Below are 26,212 nucleotides of genomic sequence, written 5' to 3'. Positions count from 1 at the left end.
ATACTTTTGTATAAGATCAAAAAGTAAGTTAACGAAAGATCAAGAATTGAAAGGGAGATCACAGAATGATGTCAAATTGTAAGCAATTTGACAGCTAAAATAGGAGTTGGAATATTGTTAAGAATAGATTAATTTTTTATTGTTTTATTTATTATATTGATTTATATAGATATTATTTGTTTTGTGATGACGGTAGCAAAAATATCTAAAAGCCTCCCTTTTTAGCTGGAAAATAGGATAACAGAAAGTGTAAGTCTTTTTCTTTCGTTTGTTTTCATTGTCCTTTAATGATCCACCAAGATGTGCCTTTAAACTCAAAGTTTTTAACGACCTCCATGCCCAATTTTTGATGTGCTTTTAGTGACCGAATATTTTCGCTATTAACAAATGCGATAGGGTGCCCGCCATGTAAAGAACAGATCTGTTGGTAGAGCTTTTTTAATAGTGACTTTCCTCGGTGCGATTTATCAATACAAACGGGGCCGTAAAACCAATTGTTTTGTGTTATTTCTGGAAAGTGTTGGTTAATAGCTTGAGCAATTGGAGGGATCGAAAAAGAGGTAATAGGAAAGCTAAAAACAACAGCAATAATATTTTCCTGGTAAAGTGCAACAATGGCGTTAGTGCTATTTTGATACATCGCCTCAACTTTATTTAGAGGATATTCACCATATAATCCACCTTGTTGAGATTCAGAATTTGCCTGTAATAATAGTGCTACTGCACTTATATCTTTAGCAGTCATTTTTTGAAATATATAATTCATTTTTTATTCCTTTTTGCTCTGGCTTATAATCCTAGTATATAAAAAATAATGTATATTACAAAAAATATGTTAGAAATACTAAAGTTAAACTTATCAATTTTTCTTTAGATGATTTATTGCCAATTGAAATTCTTTTTTATAAAGAAGCAGTAATATTACTTAAATTATTACTGCTTTAATTATAAAGTTATTTTTTAATAATCTGATTATAGAAGAGAAAATTGTTTACCAACCATAAGCTAATCCACCGCCAATAATAATTTCTTTTTCACTATTAATGGATGAGTTTAATCGAAATGCAATATCGTTATTTGGTTTATATTGCACACCTCCAGCAAATGCTGTGCCTGTTCGATAATTACTGATGCCAATTCCGCCACTTAAAGTGTGATGAGAAAGGTAAGGAATGCTTGTCATTGCAACTGATGAAGCTATGCCAGCAAATACTTTTTTTTCTAACGCGATAATTTCTTTGTCTAAATTTGCAATTGAGTCTGTGATTTCGGACTGTCTTTTTTTATAATAATTATCAAAATCATTCATATTGGTTTTTAGATTATTGATATCTGTACTAAGGCTTCTCTTTAGCTGATTGATGGTATTATTTGTTACTATTTTACTTTTATCAACCAGCTTTTTAGCTTGAGCAAAGTTAACGGCATCAGTATTATTTTTTCCCTCACTAACATTAACTAATCTAGAAGTGTGTTTATTTTCAATATTACCAAATGATACTGTATTTTCTTCCGTTGCTAATGAATTAGCGCCAATAGCAACTGAATGTGTATTTTTAGCTTGGCTATTTGTTCCTATTGCAATTGAACCGTTACCTGATGCATTACTTTTATCGCCTAATGAAATACTAGGGATATTAATGATTATTGGATCTTCTTTATTTTCTTTGATTAAGTTTGTGTTTGAATAGGAGAAATTTGGAAATAAGAAAACAATTAAAAATAATTTTTTAAATAACATTTAATTTAATCCTTTAATGATCTTTAGTGGTATGAATTAATGCTAAATGATTACTTTTCTCATCACAAATAAAACATTCTGTATTTACTCTTAAAAATAGTTTTAAATAAAATACTAAGCTATTTAATATTTGATCAATAGTTATAGTTCATTAAATAATATTTAAAAAAATTATTTTATAAAAAACTGCATCTTACTTAAGATGCAGTTTAGGATAAAAAAGTTATTAATGTTTTTTTCTAAAAGCAAAAGCGACAGAGATTGCTTGTAGCAGACACATTGTTGAAGTTTGAGAACGAAAGGTTTTTATTTGAGCTTCTTTAACAGTTAAACAAACATCGCTTAAACTCGCTAATGGGCTAATTGGACTATCAGTAACAATAATCTGTTTTGCTTCTTTGTAAGTTGCCATTTCACACATTTTTTGCATTTCATCTGAATACGGATGGAAATGAATACCAAAGAGCACATCACGATGTGTAATATTTCTTAATTGCTCTTTGTACATCCCGCCTAGACTGTTGACAAAAACAGTCTCACAAGGGATATGCGAGAGAGCATGAAAAAAATAACTTGCAGCACTGAATGAGTGATGAAAGCCACAAATATAAATTGTGTCAGCGTGTTCGAGTAACTGTAATGTTTTATTTAACATTTCTCTGTGAGTCTGATTTGCCAATTGTTGCAATGAATGGCTATTTGCTTGTGCAAATTCTTGCAAAATATAGGCTGGCTCATTCAGATTAGGAGGCTCCTCTTTATATTTTTGTTTATAAGTTAAATTTTCATTTTCATTTACCATTTCATTCATCAAGTGATTTTGAAATAATTGTTTCATTTCATTGAAGCCATTGAAATGAAATGCGTTGGCAAAACGAATTAATGTTGATGGAGGAACATTTGCTTTATCTGCAAGGATCGCAATTGTATCAAATGCCACACTGTTTTTATTATCAAGTAGATAATGTGCAACCTGCTGTAGCCTTTTACTTAATCCATTATAGCGGGAGCGAACTTGTTCCTGTAGTTCATTCAGATTTGTTGCAGTAGACATAGTACCCTCAATAAAAATACTATTGTAATTGTAGTGTTTTTTGCGTGGCATTTGAATGTTTTTAGCTAATAGTAATTAAAATGAAATATAGAGTTAATTTCAAGTAAATTAATGACCTAAAGGTAATTATTCGATGTTTAAAACTCTATTTTATTTATTCTTTATTAATTTTATTATAACCTTGCGAAATTAATTTTCTTTATTTGAGTTTAAATGAAATTATTATTTCAAATTAACTAATGTGATATTAATAATGATATTGACTTCATTAGAAAGATTTTATTTTATTTGACATTATTTGTTTTATTTTGTTGAAAATTTGGCTTAGATTATTATTTTTTATTATCAATGTTATCTCTATTTGAAATGTTAAGTGTTTTAATATCTTTGTGCGCGATGATTGATATTTATAATACGACGCTTGTTTTATTTGTTAATGATAGTAATTTATCACTATCTTAATTAAAATTTATTTTCATTGGTTGAAATTTTTATATGCAAAACGATCACTCGTGGATTAATTTATTAATGCACTATTGTCATGATCATTACTCAGAAATGATGCCGGTTATATTTTTTATTTGTATTGTTGGTATTATTTTTGGTGTTGTACGCGAAATGCGCTGGTTATCCGTTTTTTTTACGGTTCCTCTAATTATTATTGTATTTTGCTTAATAAGTTCTAATTTAGGATAAGTGAAAGATACAATTGTTTTTATAGTTAGACAATTGTTGTATTGATATTATTTTTGATTATTATTTTTTATTCCTATTTTTATGTTTTTTGTTATGTATATAAACACCTGCCAATATACCTATCTTATTTTGAAAAAAACTGATCCAACAATGTCATTGATTAGATAATCAACAGAGTGACTAATAAGAGCTTATTACTTATTGATTATTATTGATAATGATAAGCAAATTATTTGTTGAATTATGGACTAACAATTTATCCTCAATACACTAAACTAGATAACATTATTTTAATGAATTAGAAACTATTGGATTTTTATTATGCAATGGCGAAATAATGCGTCTCGCTATGGGCACTTGTCACTCCTTTTACACTGGGGGTCGGCGCTTACTGTCTATGGTATGTTTGCTTTAGGGCTGTGGATGGTGACGCTAGGGTATTATGATAGCTGGTATCATTCTGCACCTGAAATACATAAGAGCATTGGTATTCTTTTATTTATTATTTTGATCGTGCGTGTGATATGGCGTTGGATCTCTCCGCCTCCTAAAGCTTTATCAAGTTACAGTAAATTGACACGCATTAGTGCTCATATTGCACATATGCTTTTATATTTAATCTTATTTTCTATTCTGATTAGTGGTTATTTAATTTCGACCGCTGATGGACAAGCTATATCTGTATTTGATTGGTTTTCTGTGCCTGCCATTTTTACAGGAGAAGCCGAACAAGCGGATTTAGCGGGCGATATTCATCTTTATTTAGCCTGGGCAGTGGTTTTGTTATCGCTATTACATGCTGCTGGTGCTTTAAAACATCACTTTATTGATAAAGATGTCACGTTAAAACGCATGCTAGGAATGCGGACTAAATAATTAAACTTATAAAATGAAATTATGGAGATAACAATGTTTAAGAAAGCTTTATTAGGTTTAACAGCAGGTGCGTTGTTATTAAATGCAAGTACTGCTTTAGCAGCAGATTATGCTATTGATAAACAAGGCCAACACGCATTTGTACAGTTCCGTATCCAACATTTAGGCTATAGCTGGTTATACGGCACTTTTAAAGATTTCGATGGTACATTTAGTTACGATAAAGAAGATCCATCAAAAGACAAAGTTGATGTTGTGATTAAAACAGGAAGCTTAGATACTAATCACGCAGAACGTGATAAGCACTTACGTAGCGCTGATTTTTTTAATGCAAGCAAATATCCTGAAGCTCGATTCGTCTCAACCCAAGTTACTCGTGATGGCGAAAACTATGTAGTAACAGGTAATTTAACATTAAATGGTGTGACTAAACCTGTTTCATTAAATGCAAAATTAATTGGCGAAGGTACTGATCCTTGGAAAGGTTACCGTGCTGGTTTTGAAGCAACAGGTAAAGTTAATCTGAAAGAGTTTAATTTTAAATCAGATTTAGGACCAAAAGCACAAGAAGCAGAATTAATTATCTCTGTTGAAGGTGTGAAAAAAGCGTAATTACTGGCTTTTTCATTGAGTTATTGTACTCAAAACAATCTAGATGATTTATAAACCGATGCATTAAGGCATCGGTTTTTTTATGCGTGAATAAGATTAATTGTCTTATACTTAGGAAATTGTTCTTGTTTTGTACTTAATTAATCAAAATTAATTAGCGATTTTATCTATTTTAAGGAAGAGCAAAAAGAGAAATACGAAGAAAATATTCTCCTAACCTAATCATTTATTTCACAGGAAAAGAGCCAATGATGAGAAAATTATGTCGTACTTTTTTAGGTACTCTACTTGTATCTGGATTTTTAATGGCGGGTATTACAGAGGTGGATGCCTGCACTCGAGTTGTTTACTTAGGCGATAATAACCAAATTATTACGGCTCGCTCAATGGATTGGAAATATGATATAGGAACTAATTTATGGATATTTCCGCAAGGTATGCAGCGCTCAGGAGAGGCAGGCGATAATTCGATTAAGTGGGTATCTAAATATGGTAGCGTTATCGCATCAGGTTACGATATCTCAACCACAGATGGGATGAATGAAAAAGGCTTGGTGGCTAATTTATTGTGGTTGGCGGAATCTGATTATCCAACATATTCCAAAGATAAACCCGCATTGTCAATTTCAGCTTGGGCGCAGTATGTGTTAGATAATTTTGCTTCAGTTGAAGAAGCCGTGAATGCATTAGAGAGTGAGCCTTTTATTGTATTGACGGATAAAGTTCCTGGACAAGATAGAATGGCAACACTGCATCTTTCGCTTTCAGATGCAACGGGAGATAGCGCCATTATTGAATATATAAATGGTAAACAAGTGATTCATCACAGTAAAGAGTATCAAGTGATGACGAATTCTCCTATTTTTTCAGAACAATTAGCGTTGAATAGTTATTGGCAACAAATCGGTGGAACCGTGATGTTACCAGGGACGAATCGTGCTTCAGATCGTTTTGCTCGAGCTTCTTTTTATGTGAATGCCATTCCTAAAGCTCAATCGAGTAAAAAATCTCTCGCTAGCGTATTTGGTGTGATTAGAAATGTATCTGTACCTTATGGATTAAGTACAGCTGAATCACCAGAAATTTCATCCACACGCTGGAGAACCGTGGCTGATCATAAAAACCAATTATATTTTTTCGAATCAGCATTATCACCGAATACCTTTTGGGTTAATTTAAAGGAAATCGATTTTTCAAAAGAGAGTGGGAAAGTGATGACATTACCATTAGGTGAGGAGCAATCAATCATCTATTCTGCTAATGCAACCCGTCATTTCAAACCCGCAGAGCCTTTTAAATTTCAAGGATTAGATAATATCCCTTTAAATAACTAGTGGAATATTCACAATACCTAATATGAAACTATCTGTAATACTACATGTAATAGAGACATCTAAAGTGACGAGAAAAATGATGTCTTTATTACTTATCTTGAATGGTATTTTTATCATTCACTCCATTTTGCTGTCTCGTGGTATTTATCTGGATTGGGAAATACACGGGTTTTCTGCATGGCTTAAATCATTAGGGCTATTAAAACTTCTCGATATACCAAAGGTGATGTTGGCTTGTGCGTTAATCTTGCTCTCAATATTTATGTATCTAGGGGCGAGGATCGCGTGGTGTGTTTCCCTGATTTTATTAGTTACCATTGTTTTTCTTGATGTTGCGGTTTATCAGCAAATTGGCATTCAGGCTTATTTTTCTTTTATTTTAGCGATTGGGTTATTAATCAGTTGGCGCGCATTTCCGCACCATAGTTTAACCAGTGCTGGTTTTGTGGCTTTTATCTGTATTTTTTCTTTGCTGTTATTCTCAATGTTGGGAAGTCTTTATATTGGTGATGAATTTAAGCCACATATTACAACGTTGATGGATGCGTTCTATTTTTCTATTGTCTGCATGACGACACTAGGGTTTGGCGATATTGTGCCAATTAGCACGAATGCACGTATTTTTACTCTCACTGTTGTTATCTTGGGAATAACAGTTTTTACTACTTCCATTGTGTATGTCATGGGATTTCTTGCGCGCGGTACTCGCGATATTGTTAAGAAAAGGATCGCTAAAATGCATAATCATTTTATTATTATTGGTTCATCGGCATTAGCTTCTCAATTAGAAAAAGGGTTAAGAGAACAAGGGAAACCTGTTATTGCGATTTGTACCGATAAAAGTAAAGCCTCTTATGACGCGCAAGCCAATATTATTGAAGGTGATCCAACTAATCTTAAAACATTGCTATCTGCCAATATTGCGAAAGCGAGTTGGGTTGTTACTTTATCTGAAAGTGATGCAGAAAATACCTTTATTTTGCTGACTATCCAAGAATGTTCTAATGTTGATGCCAAATTGATCACCATTATTAATCAAGATGAAAATAGGGATAAGATCAGCCGATTACGTCCTGATATGCTGTTTTCTTTAGCATCATTAGGCAAAGAAATTATGATGAAAGTTTTATGTGGTGAATCTATTTCCTCCTCAGATGTGACTGATTTGCTTTTAAACAAATATTTAAAATCATAGTTTTGATAAAACCTTCTTTACGAATGATAATGATTGCCATAAGATGTATTTAAAATGCATCTTAATTGAGGTTGAATTATGGAACTTGTAAGTTATAAAACAATGCCAGAGTGGACTCGTACATCCATTCCTTTAGCGTTATTAGAACGTCACAATACAAAGGAAGGCACTTATGCCCAAATGCGAGTACTGCAAGGCAACATGACATTTGTTGTTTTTAATGATGATGGTTCACAAATTTCAGTTGAGTGTAATACTGAGGATCAGCCACCTTTAATTCAACCTCAACAGTGGCATAAAATAGATAAAGCCAGTGATGATGTACGTTGCCAGCTCTCTTTTTTATGTGCCCCAGAAGATAAGCTATTTAAAGAAAACGACTTATCATTACCGCATTCTGAAGTACGCTATATGGCAACGTTTACTCAGCCTTGCAAGGTGTTAGATTTAGGTGCTGGTCGTGGTCGAAACAGCTTCTATTTAGCGTCTCAAGGTTATGATGTGACGGCGTTAGATATTAATGCTTCACATATTGATGCTATTGAAACAGTTAAAACTAAAACAGGATTGGCTGTAAAAAGTGGCTTATATGATATTAATAAAGCTTCACTTACTGAGAAATACGATATTATTCTTTCAACCGTTGTATTGATGTTCTGCCAACGGGAACGTATTGAAAGTATTATTAAAAATATGCAGGAATGTACCAACTCTAACGGTATTAATGTGATTGTTTGCCCTGTTGAAACGCCAAATAGTGATCCAGCTGAAATTCCATTTAAAACCTTTTTACGTCCAAACGAGTTAGCTGATTATTATAAAGACTGGGAAATTATTAAATATAATGAGGATCCAGGACATTTACATAAAACAGATGCAAATGGCAATCGTATCGCCTTAAATTTTGCTACTTTAATCGCACGCAAAAAATAGTTAAGAACTATCATCTCTTTTTAAATACCCCAAATAATGAACTGCACCCCAAAAGTTGGACACCAACTTTGGGGTATTTTTTATTTGTTTAAGCGAATTTTATTGTTGTGGTGATTTATCGCTTTTAATGTCGAGGGATTGGTCTGTTTGTTCTTTTTCTTCAGACTTTTGTAATATGCGTTCTAATAAAACCGTATAAATAGGGCGACCACCTAATAGTTGCGCCAACATCGTTGCACCTAAGCAGGTAATGATCATAGGCAGAATAAGTTGATAATTATCGGTCATTTCTAATACGAGGACGATCCCTGTTAGTGGTGCTCTTACCGTTGCCGCAAATAATGCGCCCATTCCTGCAATAGCAAATGTACCGATTTGAATTTGATAATCGGGGAAAAGTAAGGTTGCAGTTAATCCGAATGCACTGCCAAATAGAGTACCTAGTGCCAGAGTGGGTGCAAATATACCGCCAGGAGCACCAGAGGCAAAACTGACAATAGATGTGATCGTTCGTAAAACAAAGAAAAGTAATAGCGCAATCAGGGAATATTGTCCTGTACTCAGCGCAGGAATAATACTAAATCCACCGCCAGTTATTTCAGGAATAATTAATGCTAATAAGCCACAAAGCCCACCGATGATGCCACCAGTTAAAACAAAGCGTGATGTTTTATCTTGATAGAAACGCTGAAATTGGGTTTGAACATAAAAAAGTAGCTTACTGAATATAACGCCAATAATGCCAAATAACATACCCAAAACTAAATACAGCCAGAGTGTGTTGAGTGGTGCGGATGAAAATTTACCGATATGAATAACACCGCCTTCACCATTAAATAGGCGAAAAACAATGCAAGACATAATAACGCCAATAAAGACTGCTTTAATTGAAATAAGACTGTATTTAAATTGAGGTCGCATCTCCTCAATAATAAATAAAATACCCGCTAGAGGTGCATTAAAAGCAGCGGTTAATCCTGCGGCTGCACCAGTTGCTAATAACGTGTGGCGTGACTCTTTATCTTTTACTCGAGAAATATCATTTACGAGCTGGCCGATATTGGCACCTAATTGAACCGTTGGACCTTCTCGTCCTAACACCATACCAGAGCCTAAAGTTCCAATACTGGCAATAAATTTTACAGGTAATACTCGCCACCAACGAACAGGGCGAATATCTATCATCGCACCTTCAATTTCAGGTATTCCAGAGCCACCCGATTCGGGTGAAAACTTCTTGACTAAATAATATCCCAGCATTGCTAAAATAGAGGAAAAAAGCAAAGTACTTATTGCCAGAATATAAGGATTAGTAAAGGTTTTAATCAGTTCTTCTTGTCGAAAATGAATCACCCAACTAACACTTTTTTCAAATAAAACACCCACTAATCCAGCTAGTGAGCCAACCACAGCGGATAGTAGTAGGATTTTTAGTGGTGCAAGATTGGTTTCTTGCGCTTTTCTGAACAGATTAAAACGACGTTCATTTTGGGTATTTTGTGCTGATTTATGATTATGCATAACTTTGACTGAAGTATTGTAACGATGAACCTAATGATAGCGTAATTTAATAATGAAGTGATATTTCTCACATAACTCAGTCAATTTTAAAATTAGTCGTTTTTTTTTCTAGCATATTTTCGCTTTTTCATCTTTAGTGTAATTGATAACAAAAAATACATATTTAGATAACATTTGGACGAAAAAGGGTAATTTATGGATTTTATCACTAATATATTAAGCGCTATAAATGGCGTGGTATGGGGAGTTCCGATGCTTGTCGGTATTCTCGGTATCGGACTTTTTATGCAGTTTCGACTTGGCTTTTTACCTATTAGGAAATTAGGTACAGGATTTAAGCTGTTATTTGAAAAAAATGATAAAAGAGGCGAAGGTCAGATATCACCATTTAATGCGTTGATGACCGCACTATCCGCCACCATTGGAACGGGTAATATTGCTGGTGTTGCAACGGCTGTTGTCTTAGGTGGTCCCGGTGCATTGTTCTGGATGTGGATGACTGCATTAGTGGGAATGGCAACCAAATATTCAGAAGCCGTGCTTGCTGTACGTTTCCGTGAAGTTGATAAATATGGAAACTATGTCGGTGGGCCAATGTATTACATCAAAAATGGCTTAGGTAAAAATTGGGTTTGGCTAGGTACTGTTTTTGCTGTCTTTGGGAGTTTTGCAGGTTTTGGTATTGGTAATACGGTACAAGCAAACTCTGTGGCTGATGTACTGGAAAGTAATTTTGGCATTTCGACGACAATCACCGCTATTGTGCTCGTTGTTTTAGTCGGTGCTGTACTTATTGGAGGCATTAAGCGTATTGCTGATGTTGCCGGTAAATTAGTTCCTATTATGACCGTTGGCTATTTTGGTGCAGGTATTGTTGTTTTAGCACTGAATGTGACTGCGATCCCAGATGCTATTATCCTTATTGTTAAATCTGCATTTACACCAGTTGCTGCTCAAGGTGGTTTTGCAGGTGCAGCTGTTTGGGCGGCGATCCGTTTTGGTGTTGCGCGTGGTGTTTTTTCAAATGAAGCGGGATTGGGTAGTGCACCTATTGCCCATGCAACGGCAAAAACACAAAATCCTGTTCGCCAAGGTTTGATTGCGATGCTGGGAACTTTTATTGATACCATCATTGTCTGCTCTGTTACAGGATTAACTATTGTTATCACAGGACAATGGTTAACAGGGCAAAGTGGTGCAACATTAACCGCCGCATCATTCTCTATCGCTATTCCGGGTGGTAACTATATTGTGGCAATTGCATTAGCTATTTTTGCATTTACCACGATTTTAGGCTGGAGTTTTTACGGTGAAAAATGTGTGCAATACCTGTTTGGACCTAAAGCTATTATGCCATTTCGTATTGCTTGGCTGATTGCGTTACCAGTTGGGGCAACACAATCATTAGAATTTGTGTGGTTATTAGCCGATACACTCAATGCAATGATGGCGATCCCTAACTTAATCGCATTAGCGTTATTAAGCCCTGTTGTTTATCGCTTAACAAGAGATCATATAAAAGATGTTAACGCTGATAATATTGAATTAGATAAAGAAACTCATTCAGTGAGCAAAAAAGAAGCCGAAGCAGAGTAACTCGTTCTTACTTATTGGCTAACAACACAACATAAAACCGCATACTTTATAGTGATAAGGATGCGGTTTTTTTATGGTAATAACTTGAGGTGTGAGAAATTATAGATAATAAAAAGCCTTCTGGGGAGAAGGCGAAGAGATGAGTATAGATATTATATTTATAAGAATTTAGAAAAGAGAGAAAATCTTATTCTTTCATACTGATGAAGATATTTTTCACTTGGCTATAAGCATCTAACATCATTTTATGTGTTTCACGTCCTAAACCTGATTTCTTGTAACCCCCAAATGGTGCGTGAGCTGGGAGTTCGTGATAAGTGTTAACCCACATACGACCAGTTCTTACTGCTTTTGCAACACGTAAGGCACGGTTAATATCTTGAGTCCAAACACCACCACCTAGCCCATATTCAGAGTCGTTTGCCATGTCGATAACTTCATCTTCATTATCAAATGGGATAACACATAATACAGGTCCAAAAATTTCTTCACGAGCAACACGCATTTGGTTTGTGGCATTGATAATGATAGTAGGGCGAACAAAGAAACCATCATCATAACCTTCACCGGTGATACGTTCACCGCCTGTTAATACTGTCGCACCTTCTTTTTTAGCGAGTTCAACATAGCCTAAGATAGTATCCATTTGATCTTGGCTAACTTGTGTACCCATTTGCGTATTCGGATCAAGTGGGTCACCGACACGAATACTCTCAAATTCAGTTTTTAATGCTTTCAAAAATTCATCATGAATATCTTTATGTAAGAACAAACGTGAACCTGATTCACAAGCTTGTCCTTGGTTCATCAAAATTGCTAATGCTGAATATTTGACCGCTTTTTTCATGTTTGCATCAGGGAACACGATATTGGCTGATTTACCGCCTAATTCCAATGTTGCTGGAACCATTTTTTTCGCTGCGGCTTCTGCTACGGTATAACCCACATTGGTAGAACCTGTAAACGCAAGTTTATCAATATCTTCGTGTTCTAAAATAGCTTGGCCTACAACAGATCCGCGCCCTGTGACAATATTGATCACACCAGCTGGTAATATTTCATTTAAAATACGACCTAGCTCTAATAATGAAAGGGAAGTCAGTGTTGCTGGATTAATAACCACGGTATCACCTGCCGCAATCGCTGGTGCCAATTTCCATGCTGCCATTAATAATGGGAAGTTCCATGGAATAATTTGGCCCACAACACCAATAGGTTCGCGAATAACAAGGCTAATGGTATTTTCGTCTAGGACGGCACTTTCATCGGTATGAGAGCGTATCACGCCTGCAAAATATCGAAAATGGTCAATAGAGGCAGGTAAATCTATGTTTTTCGACTCATTGAGTGGCTTACCGTTATCAAGCGATTCAATCCAAGCAAAGCGTTCTTGCTCTTGCTCTAAACGATCTGCGATTTTTAATAAGAGGGCTTGACGCTCTGCAGGTGACGTTTTGCTCCATGTTTTGAATGCGTTACGTGCAGCGCTCACTGCGCGTTCAACATCTTCAGCACTACCAGATTGGTATTCACTTAATAATTCACCAGTAGCAGGGCTATAGGTTTTGGTTGTTTTTTGCGATGTGCTAGATACCCATTCTCCTCCAATTAACATTTTGTAGCTTTCTAGAGGGCGAAATTCTGATGGAACATTATTTAAATTAATCATTTTTAATCTCCAATGTAGGGGTGAGTATCTTTCAAATGTGTAGTTTCATTTCGTAATACTCGTGCTAATAACATATATCAATTGAAATAATTTGATTAGCTATTGATGCAATAGGTGATATTAACTATAAAAAATAGTAATGAATATTACTGAGTTAACAAAAAATGGATGAACTTAATCGTTTCACCTCTCAGTCTTTATATGATTAAACAAAAAACAACCATCAATAATTCTTAAATAATCCTTCTCATTTACATGCTTACGGTGTCATGTAATTAATCTTTTTTTAAAAAAAAGATTTTTGGCTTAAGCCAAATCAAAGGATAAAAAAAGGAATATTAAAAGGTTTGCTAGAAATTGCGTTAGATCAAACAACATTTAAATTGTTCAATATTGCACTTTCGCTCTTATAAAAATGGCGTATTCTTATGTTGCATCTTAAATGCAACTTATAAAAATAAAGCGTTATCTTTTATTAGAAGGAATACGATATGTATTGTGTGCAATGTGAACAAACAATGAAAACGCCTGTAGGTAATGGTTGTGCCTATGCGCAAGGTATGTGTGGTAAAACAGCAGAAACTTCTGATCTTCAAGATTTACTCGTTGCGGTATTAGAAGGGCTTTCAGCGTGGGCTTTAGCAGCGCGTGGCGTTGGTATTATTGATCATGATGTAGATAGCTTTGCTCCTCGTGCTTTTTTCTCTACGTTAACTAACGTCAACTTTGATTCTGATCGCATTGTTGGTTATGCGAAAGAAGCTATCTATTTCCGTGAAAGTTTGAAATCTCGTACTTTAGCGAAAAATGCAGCAATTCAAGTCACTAATCCAAGAGCTGAAATCCAATTAGCGGGTAACGATTTAGACAGTTTACAAAAACAAGCTCAGCTTTTTGCTTTAAATGCAGATAAAGCGCAAATCGGTGATGATCTTCATGGGTTACGTATGCTGTGCCTGTATGGCTTAAAAGGAGCTGCGGCTTATATGGAGCATGCGCATGTTTTAGGTCAGTATGACAATGAAATTTATGCAGAATATCACCGTTATATGGCGTGGTTAGGTACTGATCCTGCTGATATGAATGAGTTGTTAGAAAATGCGATGGGCATTGGTCAAATGAACTTCCGCATTATGGCTATTCTTGATAAAGGCGAAACTCAAGCTTACGGTAACCCTACACCAGTTACTGTTAACGTGCGCCCTGTTGCAGGTAAAGCGATTTTAATTTCAGGTCATGATCTGAAAGATTTGCAAATGCTACTTGAGCAAACTGAAGGTAAAGGGATTAACATTTATACTCATGGTGAAATGTTACCTGCTCATGGTTATCCAGAACTTAAAAAATATAAACACTTAGTGGGTAACTACGGAAGTGGTTGGCAGAATCAGCAAATTGAGTTTGCAAAATTCCCAGGTCCTGTATTAATGACTTCAAACTGTATTATCGATCCTAATGTTGGTAATTACGGTGACCGTATTTGGACTCGCAGTATTGTAGGCTGGCCGGGTGTAAAACATATTACTGGTGATGACTTCTCTGAAATGATTGAACAAGCACAATCATTAGAAGGTTTCCCATACAATGAAATTGAGCATTTAATTACAGTTGGTTTCGGTCGTGAAACACTATTAAATGCCGCTGATACTGTGATTGATTTAGTTTCACAGAAAAAATTACGTCATGTTTTCTTAGTGGGGGGGTGTGATGGTAGCCGTGGTGAACGTAGCTACTACACCGATCTTGCAAGAGAAATTCCACAAGACTGTTTAATTATGACTTTGGCGTGTGGTAAATACCGTTTCAATAAACTAGATTTCGGTACTTTAGAAGGCTTACCACGCTTACTTGATGTGGGTCAGTGTAACGATGCTTACTCAGCGATTATGCTAGCCGTTAACCTTGCTGAAAAATTAGGTTGTGGTGTGAATGACTTACCACTGTCTTTAATTCTCTCTTGGTTCGAGCAAAAAGCGATTGTTATCTTATTGACACTGCTTTCATTAGGCGTGAAAAACATTTATACCGGTCCAACAGCACCAGCGTTCTTAACTGACAATCTGCTGGCGGTACTAAATGAGAAATTTGGTATGCGCTCTATTACTACACCAGAACAAGATCTTAAAGATATTCTTTCTGCTTAATGTTTTAAATTCATTATCATTACCGAAGCCTACGGGCTTCGGTGAAGGATCAATATCCATGACGATGCCTACTTCTCTTTGTCCTAATCGTATGCAAGTTCACTCTATTAATCAGGAAACACCTGAAGTGTGGACGCTGAATTTAATTAATCATGACATTTATTCTTATAAACCAGGTCAGTTTGCACTGGTGAGTATCAATAATAGTGATGAAATACTGCGTGCTTATACCATTTCATCTTCTCCGGGATTAAGTCCATTTATCACTTTAACCGTTCGCCGTTTAGAAAATGGTGTGGGTTCAGGTTGGTTAACATCACAAGTAAAACCAGGTGATTATCTTTGGTTATCTGATGCTCAGGGTGAATTTACTTGTGCTGGTAAAGAAGGTGCGCGCTATTTAATGTTGGCAGCAGGTTGTGGAGTGACACCTGTTATGTCAATGACACGTTGGTTGTTAAATAATCAACCTAAAGCAGACATCACGGTTATTTTTAATATTCGTGAGCAAAGCCAGTTTATTTTTGAGAAAGAGTGGATCGAATTAGCAAATGCATATCCATACAATCTTAATTTTATCATGATGCCTAAATTACCTGATAATAAAGGATTATTTAGTGGCCGTATTTCTCAAGAAAAATTAGCTGCATTAGTGCCTGATATTGCGAGTCGTACAGTCATGTGCTGTGGCCCAAATAGTTATATGGAAGACACAGGACGTTTTGCAAGAAATCTTGGTGTACCTGCTGAGAATATCTTTATGGAACGTTTTGGTGATGAGCCTGTTTGTGTTGATGATAACGAACAATTAACCATGACTATTCGTCATCCATTATCACAAATTAAAGTTCCTGTTGGCATGACTTTATTATCAGCTATGGAAGAAAATAAAGTTCCTGTCTTTGCGGCTTGTCGAGCAGGGGTTTGTGGTAGTTGTAAAACTCGTATTGTGAGTGGTGATTATGATGTCAGTAGTACCAGTACATTAACGGCTGAAGAGATAGCTCAAGGTTATGTCTTAGCATGTAGCTGTCGTTTAAAAGGAGATGTTGAGCTCGCTTAACCTCTTTTTATTAAGTATTTCCTTCTATTTTCCTGTTTTTTTACCCTGTTAATTTATTAACAGGGTTTTTTATGTCTATTCTTCCCATTAAAAAACTGAATAATCTGGAAAATGCTTCCCTTTATTTTAAATTAAAGAAGGTTTTTATTTATTCAGAATAATAAAAATATTGGAAATGATGATTAACTAAAAATATATTTTAGTTAGTGGGGAGTTTCCTTATAAACATTCTGTTATTATTTAAACTATTGACTGGGTAAGGGGGGATATATGAAAAAATTGTTAGTTATTTGTTTATTTAGTGTCATGTTATCTGGCTGTGAAAAACCTCAACAAACCCTTGATGGCTCTAATGTAGAGTCGCTACGTATCTCAATTGTTGAAATGCGCAACTCACTTCCCCTTGATGAACAATCACGTTTTGATGAAGCAATAGAATTAGCGATCCTTAATGATATTAATTTTAATGATTTAGTTATCGCAGGTCGTAATAAAAATGCGGATATTATCACGCGTAAAATGTGCCAATCATTAGATGGTAAAACGGTAAAAGATATATTTTTGCAAGCAGAAGAAATAAGAGTACAAAAATTAGCATTCAAATAATCAATTAATAAACAGATTATCTTTTACTATACGATTTTAGCTTTCGTAGGAAAACTTCATTTCTTTTTATATATTAGTTTCGAATGTAATTACAATTTTTAATTGTATGATGAATATTTGAGGCTATTTTTCAATAGAACTTAAACAAAATCGTTATCGTGCTTTTCATTATATTGTGAGTGGTTATAATGCGCGCCGCATTCGCAAGAAAAGTGCAGTATCTCGTTAGGCGAGGCTCCTATACAAACACAGGTTACTGATCTGACGACGTCGAGAGACGCCCAAGATTAGGACAGGATATATCGACCGAAGGTATATCCCCATGTAACTTCCAGTATTCATTGGATACGTTGTATAGTGCTAAAACCGAGACGTGTAGATAGCTTTTGCATTCTCGCTTCTGGTTTCGCCCCTATGGAGAACTGATTTGCTAAACACAAACAGTAATAGGGAACCACAAAATGAAATTCAATACTCAAAATAAAATGGATGCTGTATTAGTTGCCGATGCATCCTTAAACACACCACAAAATAACTCAACTCAAGACCAATACAATCGTTTAAAAGATGATGCAACCGTTAGTGCTTATATGAGCCAGTCTTATATTGCGGTTTCTGTCGCTGATTCTGTTGAAAATGTGAAAGCTCAATTGGTTAATGATTTAAAAGATGAATTAATTCCAACCTATTTATATGTGGTGGATAAAGATAATTATCTAAATGGGATTTTGCCCGTTAAATCATTATTAACAGCGGCTAATGATCTGTTTGTGTCTGATGTGATGCGTCAAACCTTTTTCTCTGTCTCACCAGAACAGAATCGACATGATGTGTATCAACTGATTAGCCATAGCGGTTTAGACAGTGTACCAGTGATGCATTTTGGAAAATTGGTCGGTGTTTTACGTCCTCAAGATATTGCTGAATTAATTGAAGATGAAAATACACTTGATGCACAAATGCAGGGTGCAACTTCACCTTTAGAGCAGCCTTATTTAGAAACCAGTCCAGTAACATTATGGCGTAAACGTGTTGTGTGGTTGTTGATGCTGTTTGTGGCAGAAGCGTATACCAGCACAGTATTACATGCTTTTGAAGACAGACTAGAAGCCGCAATTTCATTAGCATTCTTTATTCCATTGCTGATTGGTACTGGCGGAAATAGTGGTACACAGATCACCTCAACATTAGTACGTGCTATGGCATTAGGAGAAGTGAGCTTACGTAATGTTTGGTCTGTATTAAGAAAAGAAATAACCACATCGATAATGGTTGCACTGACTATGGGTATTGCTGGTTTTGTGCGTGCTTGGTTCTTAGGTGTGGGTATGGAAGTGATGATTGTGGTTGGCTTAACGCTTATTTCAATCACGGTTTGGAGTGCGATTGTTTCATCTGTTATTCCAATGGTATTAAAGCGTTTAGGTATTGATCCTGCGGTTGTTTCAGCACCATTTATTGCGACGTTAATTGATGGTACAGGTCTTATTATTTACTTTGAAATCGCATCTCATGTGATGAGCGAGTTTGCTTAAGACAATCCCATATATTCATTCTCAAGATAAAGCCGATGTGAATTAATCAACACATCGGCTTTATTTTTGTCTGCATTTATTCATGCTTAATAAATTGCAAAATAGCCTGACAATGGCGGCAACGGTATTGTGTCTCTCCGCGTAATACTTTGTTATGGCGGCGAATGGTAAGCTGATGTTTTTCTTCACAATGGCAAGCATAAGGAAAGGTTTTAGCTTTAACTGCGCTGACATCAAAATGATGGGTTCGTTTAGCTGAAACTTGTAATACTGTTTCCATCATCCATTTCCACTCTTTCCCATGAGGTGCTACACGACCAAAATGGCGATTAACTAATAAATGCGCTAATTCATGAGGAATAACTTCTTCAATAAAATTCTGTTTATTTTCAATCAATAATGTAGGATTAATACGAATTTCCCAATTTGCATAATAGGCACTGCCTGCAATAGTTCCTCTCTGATTATAATGTAGAGTAGGTTCTGGGTAATTTGTATTAAGATAAAGATTAGCCTGCTGCAATTTTTCACGCAGTGTTCGCATAACGCTTTGCACTAAGGCGATGGGGACTCTTACCGTTTTCATGTTACAGAGCATATAGCGGCTTATACAAACACGCAATAAAAAGAAAACTTGCACAATATATAAATTAACATATTATTAAAAAGTATATTGATTATGGAGTTTACCATGACACAACGAGTTCAACCTGATTTATTAGATGCAATGAAATTGGCGGCTAATGAAGCGTCTAGCATGCTTAAGACGCTAGGAAATGGCGATCGCCTCTTATTATTGTGTCAGCTAAGTCAGGGCGAAAAAAGTGTGAGTGAATTAGAAGAGAGTTTAGGTATCCGTCAACCGACACTTTCTCAGCAGCTAACCGTTTTGCGCAATGAAGGGTTAGTGAATACTCGTCGTGATGGAAAACGTATCTTTTATTCTATTGCTGATGAAAAAGTTCTCGTACTACTCAATACGCTTTATCAGCTTTATTGCCCTATAGCAGGTTAATTTATGAATATAGATTGGGTTCACTTTACGCCTTTAAGTGCGGCAATTGGTGGGCTTATGATAGGCGCTGCGGCCGCCATTTTATTGTTATTTAATGGTCGTATTGCAGGAATAAGCGGTATTTTGGGGGGCGTTTTATCAACAAAACAGCAGGGAAATGGTTGGCGTTGGGCATTTTTACTTGGCATGCTAATCGCACCTACACTGTTTTATTTTTTTGATAAACCCTTATCGCCAGTGATTGAAACATCACCTTGGATGTTAATTATTGCCGGAGTGCTGGTGGGAGCAGGCACACGTTTAGGCAGTGGTTGCACAAGTGGTCATGGTATTTGCGGATTAGCACGATTATCGCGTCGTTCTATTGTTGCTGTGTTGGTATTTATGGCAACGGCATTTATTACCGTTTATATTCAGCGCCATGTGATAGGAGGCTAAGAAAATGACTAAGTTTGTTGCTTTTCTTTGTGGTCTTCTATTCAGTGCAGGATTGATTGTTGGTGGAATGAGCAATCCGCAAAAAATTCTAGCTTTTCTGGATATCACCGGAAATTGGGACCCTTCTTTATTGATAATCATGGGAGCAGGGCTGGTTGTCAGTGTGATAGGTTACCAATTAACACGCCGTAGACAACAAAGTGTATTAGCATGCCCTTTAAATATCCCGACCAATAAAGTGATTGATAAACCCTTAGGGTTAGGCAGTGCGTTATTTGGTCTTGGTTGGGGATTAGCGGGAATTTGCCCAGGCCCGGGTTTGGTATTAGTCGGTGCAGGGTTTTATCAAGGTATTTTATTTGTCCTTGCCATGATTGTCGGTTGGTTATTTGTAGGGCTTTTTCGTAAAGCGCAATAATGGCAAATTATGCTCTACATTTTAGCGAAAACGTTAAACGGGAAGCCAGTGCTTCCCGTTTGTGTTTTTAATGCATTGAACGTTATTTAAAATCTGCATAAGGAATAAGAGGGTTTGGTGGTAAATCTAAATCACCGTTCCAACCATTAAATGAATAACGCAAGTACATTAATGCATGGCTTGGGGTATAGTTTTTTGCTTGTTGAATATCGATAGCCGCACCAATAAACCAATGGGGTGTAATACGATGTTCAACTAATGCTCTTGCGGTATAGCCAAAACCATTACTGGAGTCTCCTTCATCAACCGCATCACGCTCTTGATAATAAAGTCTCATTACTTCTTCTCGATCTTCGGGGCTAAGTTCATTCATATAGCGATTAAATTTATCGAGAGAAACGAGATTTTGTAAAGGATAACGCTTTCTGTCATCTGTTTGGGAGTAAGACCAAGAAAGAGAGCCTGATAATTCCCAAGACCAATTTTCAGTACGTTCACGATAATTAATCGGTAGCCCTAAAGAGATATATTTTTGAGGGCTATAATAACCACCTTGACCTAAAGTGTACCCGCTTAAGTCTTTATCATAATGCCAAAGCATAGTACTTAACCCAACAGAAACGCGGCGGTTGTTCTCATTGATAAGTTTATAATAGTAGCCTCCCATTCCTCGGACACTGCTATTATCTTCAACATTTTTACCCGTGAGTTTATCGACAGAAACCTCACCCCAATAACCCTCTTTTCCGCCTAAGTCATAGCTTGCGCTTAAACGAATACCGCTTCTTCTTACACCGCCCCATGTTTGGTTAGTCCAAATATCTCGTTGACCACCAAAAGCAAGCATAGAACTATTAACAGGGCGACGGTGAATATCAAGTGTCCAGCCCACATTAAAAAGATCATGATTATAGGCGATTTTACCGACCCAATCAGTCACTTCAAAACCTAACGGTGTAGTACCAAGATCCCATTGCCATTGACCATTTTCCCAGCCAATTGCAGGGCTAACACCAAAAGATTTTTGCTCTAGGGGGAAACACCCCGTGCGGTAACAAGTCCCAAATTTCGAATCATAAGGTGATGTACCCAGTTTGCCACTATTAAGATTAACTAAGTCTGCACGCCAGAAAAAACGCCCATCATAAACAGGGTGATCAAGTTGTAACATTGTGGTGTGGGCGCGTAGTTTTGAATAACCTTCGCTACCACTAGAGCCCCAATAATCATGCTCAAGCGTAAATCGCCACTCTTGTTGGCGATAAAGCGCGTCAGCATCAGCGCGTAAACTGCGAGATAGCCAATTATCTTTTTCGTCATTACGCATTAATGTGGTGTATTCAATATTATCTTTTGGTAACTTATCTGTTATTCCGTCCTTGATCATCGCTTGTTGATAATAATAGTGAGCTTGCTGACTATGTTGCTCATCGCGCTGAAAACGAGCAATATCACGTAATACTAAAGGATCAGCACTGTCTGGCTCTGTTTCAATTTGTTGTGCCAAATAAGCAAAATAGTGTTGTGCTTTCTCTGTATTACCAACCTCTTTTTCTGCATTGGCGACGCGCTTAATCGAGTTGCTATTAAACTGGTTGGGAGAAAGCGTTTCTATTTTGGCAAGGTAGTATTTTGCCTGCATCTTTTTCCCTTGTTCTAAGGCGATATCCGTCGCACCTAATAATGCAGTTTCATTATTGGGTTCTAAATTCAGTGCAGTATGGTAATAACTTAAGGCCTGATCGAGGTTATTTCGTTCTTGAGCCCAGTTCGCTAATAACAAATAAGTCTGAATTTTTTGCTCTGGTGGAATATGAGCAAAAAGATAATCAATAGCTTGTTGTTCTTGTCCTTTCGCTCGTAGAGACTCTGCATGCGTCACTATTTCACCAAAACGTAATCGACTATCTAACGCTTTCATGCTTTCACTGCGTTGAGATAAGGGGATCGTTTTTAGCGTATCAAGTGCTTGAGTTTCTCGTCCTGTTTTATTGAGATATAAAGCATAAGCATAAAGGCGAGATGGGGCATTAGGGAGACGACGATTAAGTTGATTGAAATACTCTTCAGCTACATAGCCTTGTTGGATGATTAATAAATCATCAGCAAGACGATAAATATTCCAAACATCATTAGGATAATCTTTAGCTATTGCCTTACGTTTTTCAATCGCACTGAGGTATTGCTCTTTATGTTCATCATCAGCCGCTAAATCTTGCCTTATACCGGAAATAATATAGCCATAATCTTCTGCTAAATTTTTATATTGTCTAGGTGTTAAGCCTGCAATAAATTGTTGCGCTTTTTCATGAGATTGTTGGCGATAAAGCTTTGCTAAACGATGTAGCGTTGCAGGGTGATTGGGTTGATATTTTAATGCCTGTAAATAATGATTTTCAGCAAGATCCCATTGCCGTTGTGCAACAGCAATATCACCTAAACCAAGATAAGGCTCAATTTCATAAGGGCTTAATTTATTAAGCTGATTAAAATAGCGTTCTGCTAATTCATAATCTTGTTTTAAGAGTGTGTCATCGCCTTTTGAAAGCAGATGCCAATATTGGTTAGCCTGCAACATAGATCGCCATTGACCACTATTATCATGGTTGGGCGCTAATTTCAGCGCTTGGGAAAGATAAAAAATAGCCGCACTGCGTTGATTAGCACGAGAATAACGGACACCTAAAGCACCAACAACATCAGCATTATCAGGTTGTTGTCGTGCTTTTTGTTTTAAGGTTGCAATAGGTAATGAGGTAACATCTATTTGCGGTTTTATTGTTGAAACTGGGCTTTTTACTGACTCTATGGCGTGTTGTTGCTGTTGCTGGTAGAGGCTCGCTATTTTCGTATTTTGCGGATACTGACGATAAATATGATTGAGTCGTTCTATTTTATCATCGCGAGACGATTGCATAAGTACTTGAATATACTCGAGTGATAAAGTCTCATCTGGAGGCATTCCTCGGTAAATTTCATCGTATAAATTTAACGCATCATCATAGCGGCCAGCTGTACGGTAAAGCTGGGCTCGCTGTAATTTTTGCCTATTAACATCCGTTGTCAGTGATAAGGTTTTTATTGCACGCTGATATTGCTCTGACTGTGGAAATTGAGTACCTAATTGGGTAAATAGCTGTTGTGCTTTTGCATTGTCCTTCTGTTTTACAGCAAACTGAATTTGCATTAACAAGATATTAGGGTCATTGGGTTTAATTAACGCTAAACGATATAGCGATTGAGCCACTAAAACTTCATTTCCTGTGGATGTACCTAATCTCACTTGCTCTTGTAAAAAGGCTTCTGTTGCCTCTTCACTGGCTTGCGTGACAGGCAAAAAGCCTGTCAGCAAAAAGAGAGCAATAACAGAGTGGCGATGTGTGTGACCAAATTGCCACATAGCTTAGTCCTTAGTCGCTAAACGACGTTGGCTTCTTATTTTCATTGCTCGCCAAATAAGAAGAGAGACAAGAATAATGCCGACAATTGCCGCTAAACCAAGCCATATAGGGTGAGAAGCAAATACATACCAAACTTCTTCCCACCAAGGTAAATAACCGACGAAATAAGTATCTCCCACACGCAAGCTATTTACGCCAGACTCTCTGACCAATACTACTGAACCATGCATAGCATCACGCTTACCACTATCACTGATCGCCTCATTTAACAGTTTGTAACCTTGCGTACTATCGGCTAATAATGCGACAACGCTACGCTGTGAAAAGAATGGAGATTGGAAACCAATAATTGCCCCCATCGATCCTTTTGAGGTCAGAGAGATCCGACTATCAGGACGTTTATCAGTTGGTTGATAACTTGTGTGGCTAAAGATACTGATTTCACGAGAAGGCAGAGTGATTTCACTACGTGCTTTATCAATCAGTACGTTCATCTGTTTATCATTATTTAATGCAGGTGGAATGGTTCCGATAAGTAGTAGATCAGCATCTCTTTTTTGCACTTCATCCAATGAACCAGTTAATGAAACATTTAATGCAGGATAACCTGTTTGAGCACCAATATTCCCCATTGAAATTAATAGGGTAGATAATTGTGTTGGAGACGGTTGCTGATTAACAAAAACCAAGGTTTCTGACAGATCCGCATAACGGCTAAATGGGAAGCCTGCATGGCTGTAAACCCGTAAGTCAGGCAGTGCAATATAGTGTCGATAATCACCTGTAAAATTAAAGCTAGATAAATCATCAATAGCGACAGCATTTGGTACAGGTTGATAAGTAATACATTGATCTACTGAGCCCCCAGGAATAGGATTGGTGTAATCAAAGGCAAATGTAATTTGGTTACGTTCACCCAGTTTTACGGCGGGCATATTCAATAAATTCTTATGCTCAATCCAGCCTTGAATAAGCGGTAAATAAGCGATGACAAGATTATCTTTTTTATCTTTCTCAAGAGGATAAGCTTTAATGAAATGGTCGTTTACTGAGATAGACATACGAGAGTCATCTTGAAATGCAGGAGCGGTATAGCGATAACGCAATTGCATTTGTAATCCCGTATTATTAAACATAAATAGATCAGGTGGTAACGTCATATTCAATGTAATAGGATTCGGTTTTAATCCGCGAGATTGCAACTGGCCTTCATAGTCTTGTAGCGTATTAAAGTAGATAGGTTTATTTAACTGTACCCATTTTGGCGCATCATAAGGTTCACGCGGGATCAATTTTTCTACTTCATTAATTGTGACGATATTCCCTCTGAAGATAACTTGTCCACGGGCTATTCCGTTTACGGCAGTGATCAAATCGTTATCATCACGTCCCATAATAAGAAGTAACTTAATATAAGGATTGGTTGGATGCGTCAGCATTTCGATGGTTGGTTCTTTCACATCGGGATGCTGTTTTAAAAAGGCGGGTTTTTGTTTATTGGTTGCAAAAACAATGCTGTGTTGATTTGGCAAAGCATCATAATAAACAGGATAATTTTGCTTACGCCAATCAACTTGAGTACCAAACCAAGAAGAGAGGATCGCTGCCGCTTTTTGTTGAGCTAAATTAGGTGACTGGCTGAAAACCATTGGCAGTGTTAATTCTCCAAAATCACGGCTATCAAAAAATGGTTCAGGGAAGTGCGCTAACTCATTACCTAAACGGAGTGATTGAAAGGTCAGATTGAGTTGACTGCTTTTACTTACATCAAGCCAAAGTGTTGTATTTGCTTGGTTTTCACAAATTTCACGATAATGGCCAATAAAAGAGAGTTTTATATGGTTAAAATCTTGAATAAATAAAGGATCAATAGGTATCGTAATTTGGTTTTTCTTACCCAAATCTTCTGGTTTTAAGGTAATAACTCCCATCAATTCATCATTTAAATAGACATTAAGATGAGATTCCACAGGAAGTAGTGACGGAGACGGTGTAAATTCTAAATCAAGAGTGGCTTTGGAAACATATTCATCACTACGGACACCAAATTCTAAATAGCCATCAGGGCTAACACCAGTCAAATGGAGCGCGCCATAACTAGGTGCTGTCTCTGCAAATTTTAATATCTTCTGGCGAGCAGAAGGCGTGATATCTGTAGAAGGCAATTGTGTATTTCTAGGCTCTGCTTGAGAAATAACTTCAGGAGCCGCTTCAGTTATTGTAACGGGTGGCGCTGAAATAGTGGTTTGCGTTTCTTGCGTTTCATCTCCATGAACTGAAGAAGTGAGCATAAATAAGGCAAATATGAGAAAACGTTTTTTCATTATTGTTACCCATGATCTTATTGTTTATTAATAAATTCCCA

The 26,212-nt window shown here is 36.6% G+C and carries 21 protein-coding genes and 1 riboswitch; of the genes, 13 read left to right on the top strand and 8 right to left on the bottom strand.

Annotated elements, in window-relative coordinates:
- Positions 1 to 274 precede the first annotated feature (274 nt).
- From F1325_RS13935 to F1325_RS13925, 3 genes are all read right to left on the bottom strand, one after another.
- The gene (locus tag F1325_RS13935) at positions 275 to 766 is read right to left on the bottom strand and encodes an N-acetyltransferase (protein WP_160230598.1); all 492 of its coding nucleotides are present in this window, start codon (positions 764 to 766) and stop codon (positions 275 to 277) included.
- 225 nt (positions 767 to 991) lie between these two features.
- Positions 992 to 1,741: a YadA-like family protein gene (locus tag F1325_RS13930; RefSeq protein ID WP_109371214.1), complete on the bottom strand. Its 750-nt coding sequence runs from the start codon at positions 1,739 to 1,741 to the stop codon at positions 992 to 994.
- 226 nt (positions 1,742 to 1,967) lie between these two features.
- Entirely contained in the window at positions 1,968 to 2,795 is an 828-nt protein-coding gene (locus F1325_RS13925; RefSeq protein ID WP_069367652.1) for a MurR/RpiR family transcriptional regulator, read from the bottom strand.
- A 1,017-nt stretch (positions 2,796 to 3,812) separates the two neighbouring features.
- Between F1325_RS13925 and F1325_RS13920 the strand changes: the two genes are divergently transcribed.
- The 5 genes from F1325_RS13920 to tehB all read left to right on the top strand — a co-directional run bounded on the left by F1325_RS13920 (position 3,813) and on the right by tehB (position 8,441).
- A complete protein-coding gene (locus F1325_RS13920) occupies positions 3,813 to 4,367 on the top strand; it encodes a cytochrome b (protein WP_099074766.1) in 555 nt (184 codons plus the stop codon).
- A 33-nt stretch (positions 4,368 to 4,400) separates the two neighbouring features.
- A complete protein-coding gene (locus F1325_RS13915) occupies positions 4,401 to 4,979 on the top strand; it encodes a YceI family protein (protein WP_109371210.1) in 579 nt (192 codons plus the stop codon).
- A gap of 248 nt (positions 4,980 to 5,227) precedes the next feature.
- Positions 5,228 to 6,313 (top strand): linear amide C-N hydrolase, encoded by a 1,086-nt coding sequence (locus F1325_RS13910; RefSeq protein WP_160230597.1) that lies wholly within the window; start codon positions 5,228 to 5,230, stop codon positions 6,311 to 6,313.
- 76 nt (positions 6,314 to 6,389) lie between these two features.
- Positions 6,390 to 7,508, top strand: a complete 1,119-nt coding sequence (locus tag F1325_RS13905) for an NAD-binding protein (RefSeq protein ID WP_244313525.1) — start codon at positions 6,390 to 6,392, stop codon at positions 7,506 to 7,508.
- A gap of 78 nt (positions 7,509 to 7,586) precedes the next feature.
- On the top strand, positions 7,587 to 8,441 hold the full coding sequence (gene tehB / locus F1325_RS13900) for an SAM-dependent methyltransferase TehB (RefSeq protein ID WP_160230596.1): 855 nt from the start codon (positions 7,587 to 7,589) through the stop codon (positions 8,439 to 8,441).
- A gap of 99 nt (positions 8,442 to 8,540) precedes the next feature.
- Here the strand turns inward: tehB and clcA are convergent, their stop codons facing one another.
- Positions 8,541 to 9,962, bottom strand: coding sequence for a H(+)/Cl(-) exchange transporter ClcA (gene clcA / locus F1325_RS13895; RefSeq protein WP_109371202.1), 1,422 nt, complete (start codon positions 9,960 to 9,962; stop codon positions 8,541 to 8,543).
- 195 nt (positions 9,963 to 10,157) lie between these two features.
- Between clcA and F1325_RS13890 the strand changes: the two genes are divergently transcribed.
- Complete coding sequence (locus F1325_RS13890; RefSeq protein ID WP_099074772.1) at positions 10,158 to 11,558, top strand: alanine/glycine:cation symporter family protein; 1,401 nt, start codon at positions 10,158 to 10,160, stop codon at positions 11,556 to 11,558.
- Positions 11,559 to 11,745: 187 nt separating this feature from the next.
- Here the strand turns inward: F1325_RS13890 and F1325_RS13885 are convergent, their stop codons facing one another.
- On the bottom strand, positions 11,746 to 13,227 hold the full coding sequence (locus F1325_RS13885; protein ID WP_109371200.1) for an aldehyde dehydrogenase family protein: 1,482 nt from the start codon (positions 13,225 to 13,227) through the stop codon (positions 11,746 to 11,748).
- A 491-nt stretch (positions 13,228 to 13,718) separates the two neighbouring features.
- On the opposite strand from F1325_RS13885, the gene hcp reads away from it, so the two are divergent.
- The 4 genes from hcp to mgtE all read left to right on the top strand — a co-directional run bounded on the left by hcp (position 13,719) and on the right by mgtE (position 18,575).
- Positions 13,719 to 15,371: a hydroxylamine reductase gene (gene hcp, locus F1325_RS13880; RefSeq protein WP_160230595.1), complete on the top strand. Its 1,653-nt coding sequence runs from the start codon at positions 13,719 to 13,721 to the stop codon at positions 15,369 to 15,371.
- A 58-nt stretch (positions 15,372 to 15,429) separates the two neighbouring features.
- Positions 15,430 to 16,434 carry an NADH oxidoreductase gene (gene hcr / locus F1325_RS13875; RefSeq protein ID WP_160230594.1) on the top strand — a complete coding sequence of 335 codons (1,005 nt, stop codon included), beginning with the start codon at positions 15,430 to 15,432 and terminating at the stop codon, positions 16,432 to 16,434.
- A gap of 270 nt (positions 16,435 to 16,704) precedes the next feature.
- Positions 16,705 to 17,040 (top strand): DUF6694 family lipoprotein, encoded by a 336-nt coding sequence (locus tag F1325_RS13870; protein WP_109371194.1) that lies wholly within the window; start codon positions 16,705 to 16,707, stop codon positions 17,038 to 17,040.
- A gap of 214 nt (positions 17,041 to 17,254) precedes the next feature.
- A riboswitch (M-box (ykoK) riboswitch) is annotated at positions 17,255 to 17,426 on the top strand.
- A gap of 75 nt (positions 17,427 to 17,501) precedes the next feature.
- Positions 17,502 to 18,575 carry a magnesium transporter gene (gene mgtE / locus F1325_RS13865; protein ID WP_100159143.1) on the top strand — a complete coding sequence of 358 codons (1,074 nt, stop codon included), beginning with the start codon at positions 17,502 to 17,504 and terminating at the stop codon, positions 18,573 to 18,575.
- Between the two features lie 76 nt (positions 18,576 to 18,651).
- On the opposite strand, the gene F1325_RS13860 is transcribed toward mgtE, so the two are convergent.
- Positions 18,652 to 19,161, bottom strand: coding sequence for a SprT family zinc-dependent metalloprotease (locus F1325_RS13860; protein ID WP_023581469.1), 510 nt, complete (start codon positions 19,159 to 19,161; stop codon positions 18,652 to 18,654).
- Between the two features lie 105 nt (positions 19,162 to 19,266).
- Between F1325_RS13860 and F1325_RS13855 the strand changes: the two genes are divergently transcribed.
- Genes F1325_RS13855 through F1325_RS13845 form a run of 3 tightly spaced genes read left to right on the top strand, consistent with a single transcriptional unit; the run spans position 19,267 to position 20,446 of the window.
- Entirely contained in the window at positions 19,267 to 19,590 is a 324-nt protein-coding gene (locus F1325_RS13855) for an ArsR/SmtB family transcription factor (protein WP_036912417.1), read from the top strand.
- Between the two features lie 3 nt (positions 19,591 to 19,593).
- Positions 19,594 to 20,028, top strand: a complete 435-nt coding sequence (locus tag F1325_RS13850; RefSeq protein WP_109371192.1) for a YeeE/YedE family protein — start codon at positions 19,594 to 19,596, stop codon at positions 20,026 to 20,028.
- A gap of 4 nt (positions 20,029 to 20,032) precedes the next feature.
- Positions 20,033 to 20,446 (top strand): DUF6691 family protein, encoded by a 414-nt coding sequence (locus F1325_RS13845; RefSeq protein ID WP_160230593.1) that lies wholly within the window; start codon positions 20,033 to 20,035, stop codon positions 20,444 to 20,446.
- Between the two features lie 82 nt (positions 20,447 to 20,528).
- Here the strand turns inward: F1325_RS13845 and bcsC are convergent, their stop codons facing one another.
- Both bcsC and bcsB read right to left on the bottom strand, forming a co-directional pair.
- A complete protein-coding gene (bcsC, locus tag F1325_RS13840; RefSeq protein WP_160230592.1) occupies positions 20,529 to 23,846 on the bottom strand; it encodes a cellulose synthase complex outer membrane protein BcsC in 3,318 nt (1,105 codons plus the stop codon).
- A gap of 3 nt (positions 23,847 to 23,849) precedes the next feature.
- Complete coding sequence (gene bcsB / locus F1325_RS13835) at positions 23,850 to 26,171, bottom strand: cellulose biosynthesis cyclic di-GMP-binding regulatory protein BcsB (RefSeq protein ID WP_160230591.1); 2,322 nt, start codon at positions 26,169 to 26,171, stop codon at positions 23,850 to 23,852.
- Positions 26,172 to 26,212 lie beyond the last annotated feature (41 nt).

It is taken from the genome of Proteus columbae (genome assembly GCF_009914335.1).
In the GTDB taxonomy this organism is placed as follows: Bacteria; Pseudomonadota; Gammaproteobacteria; order Enterobacterales; family Enterobacteriaceae; genus Proteus.
This window is presented reverse-complemented; position numbering and strand designations above follow the sequence as displayed.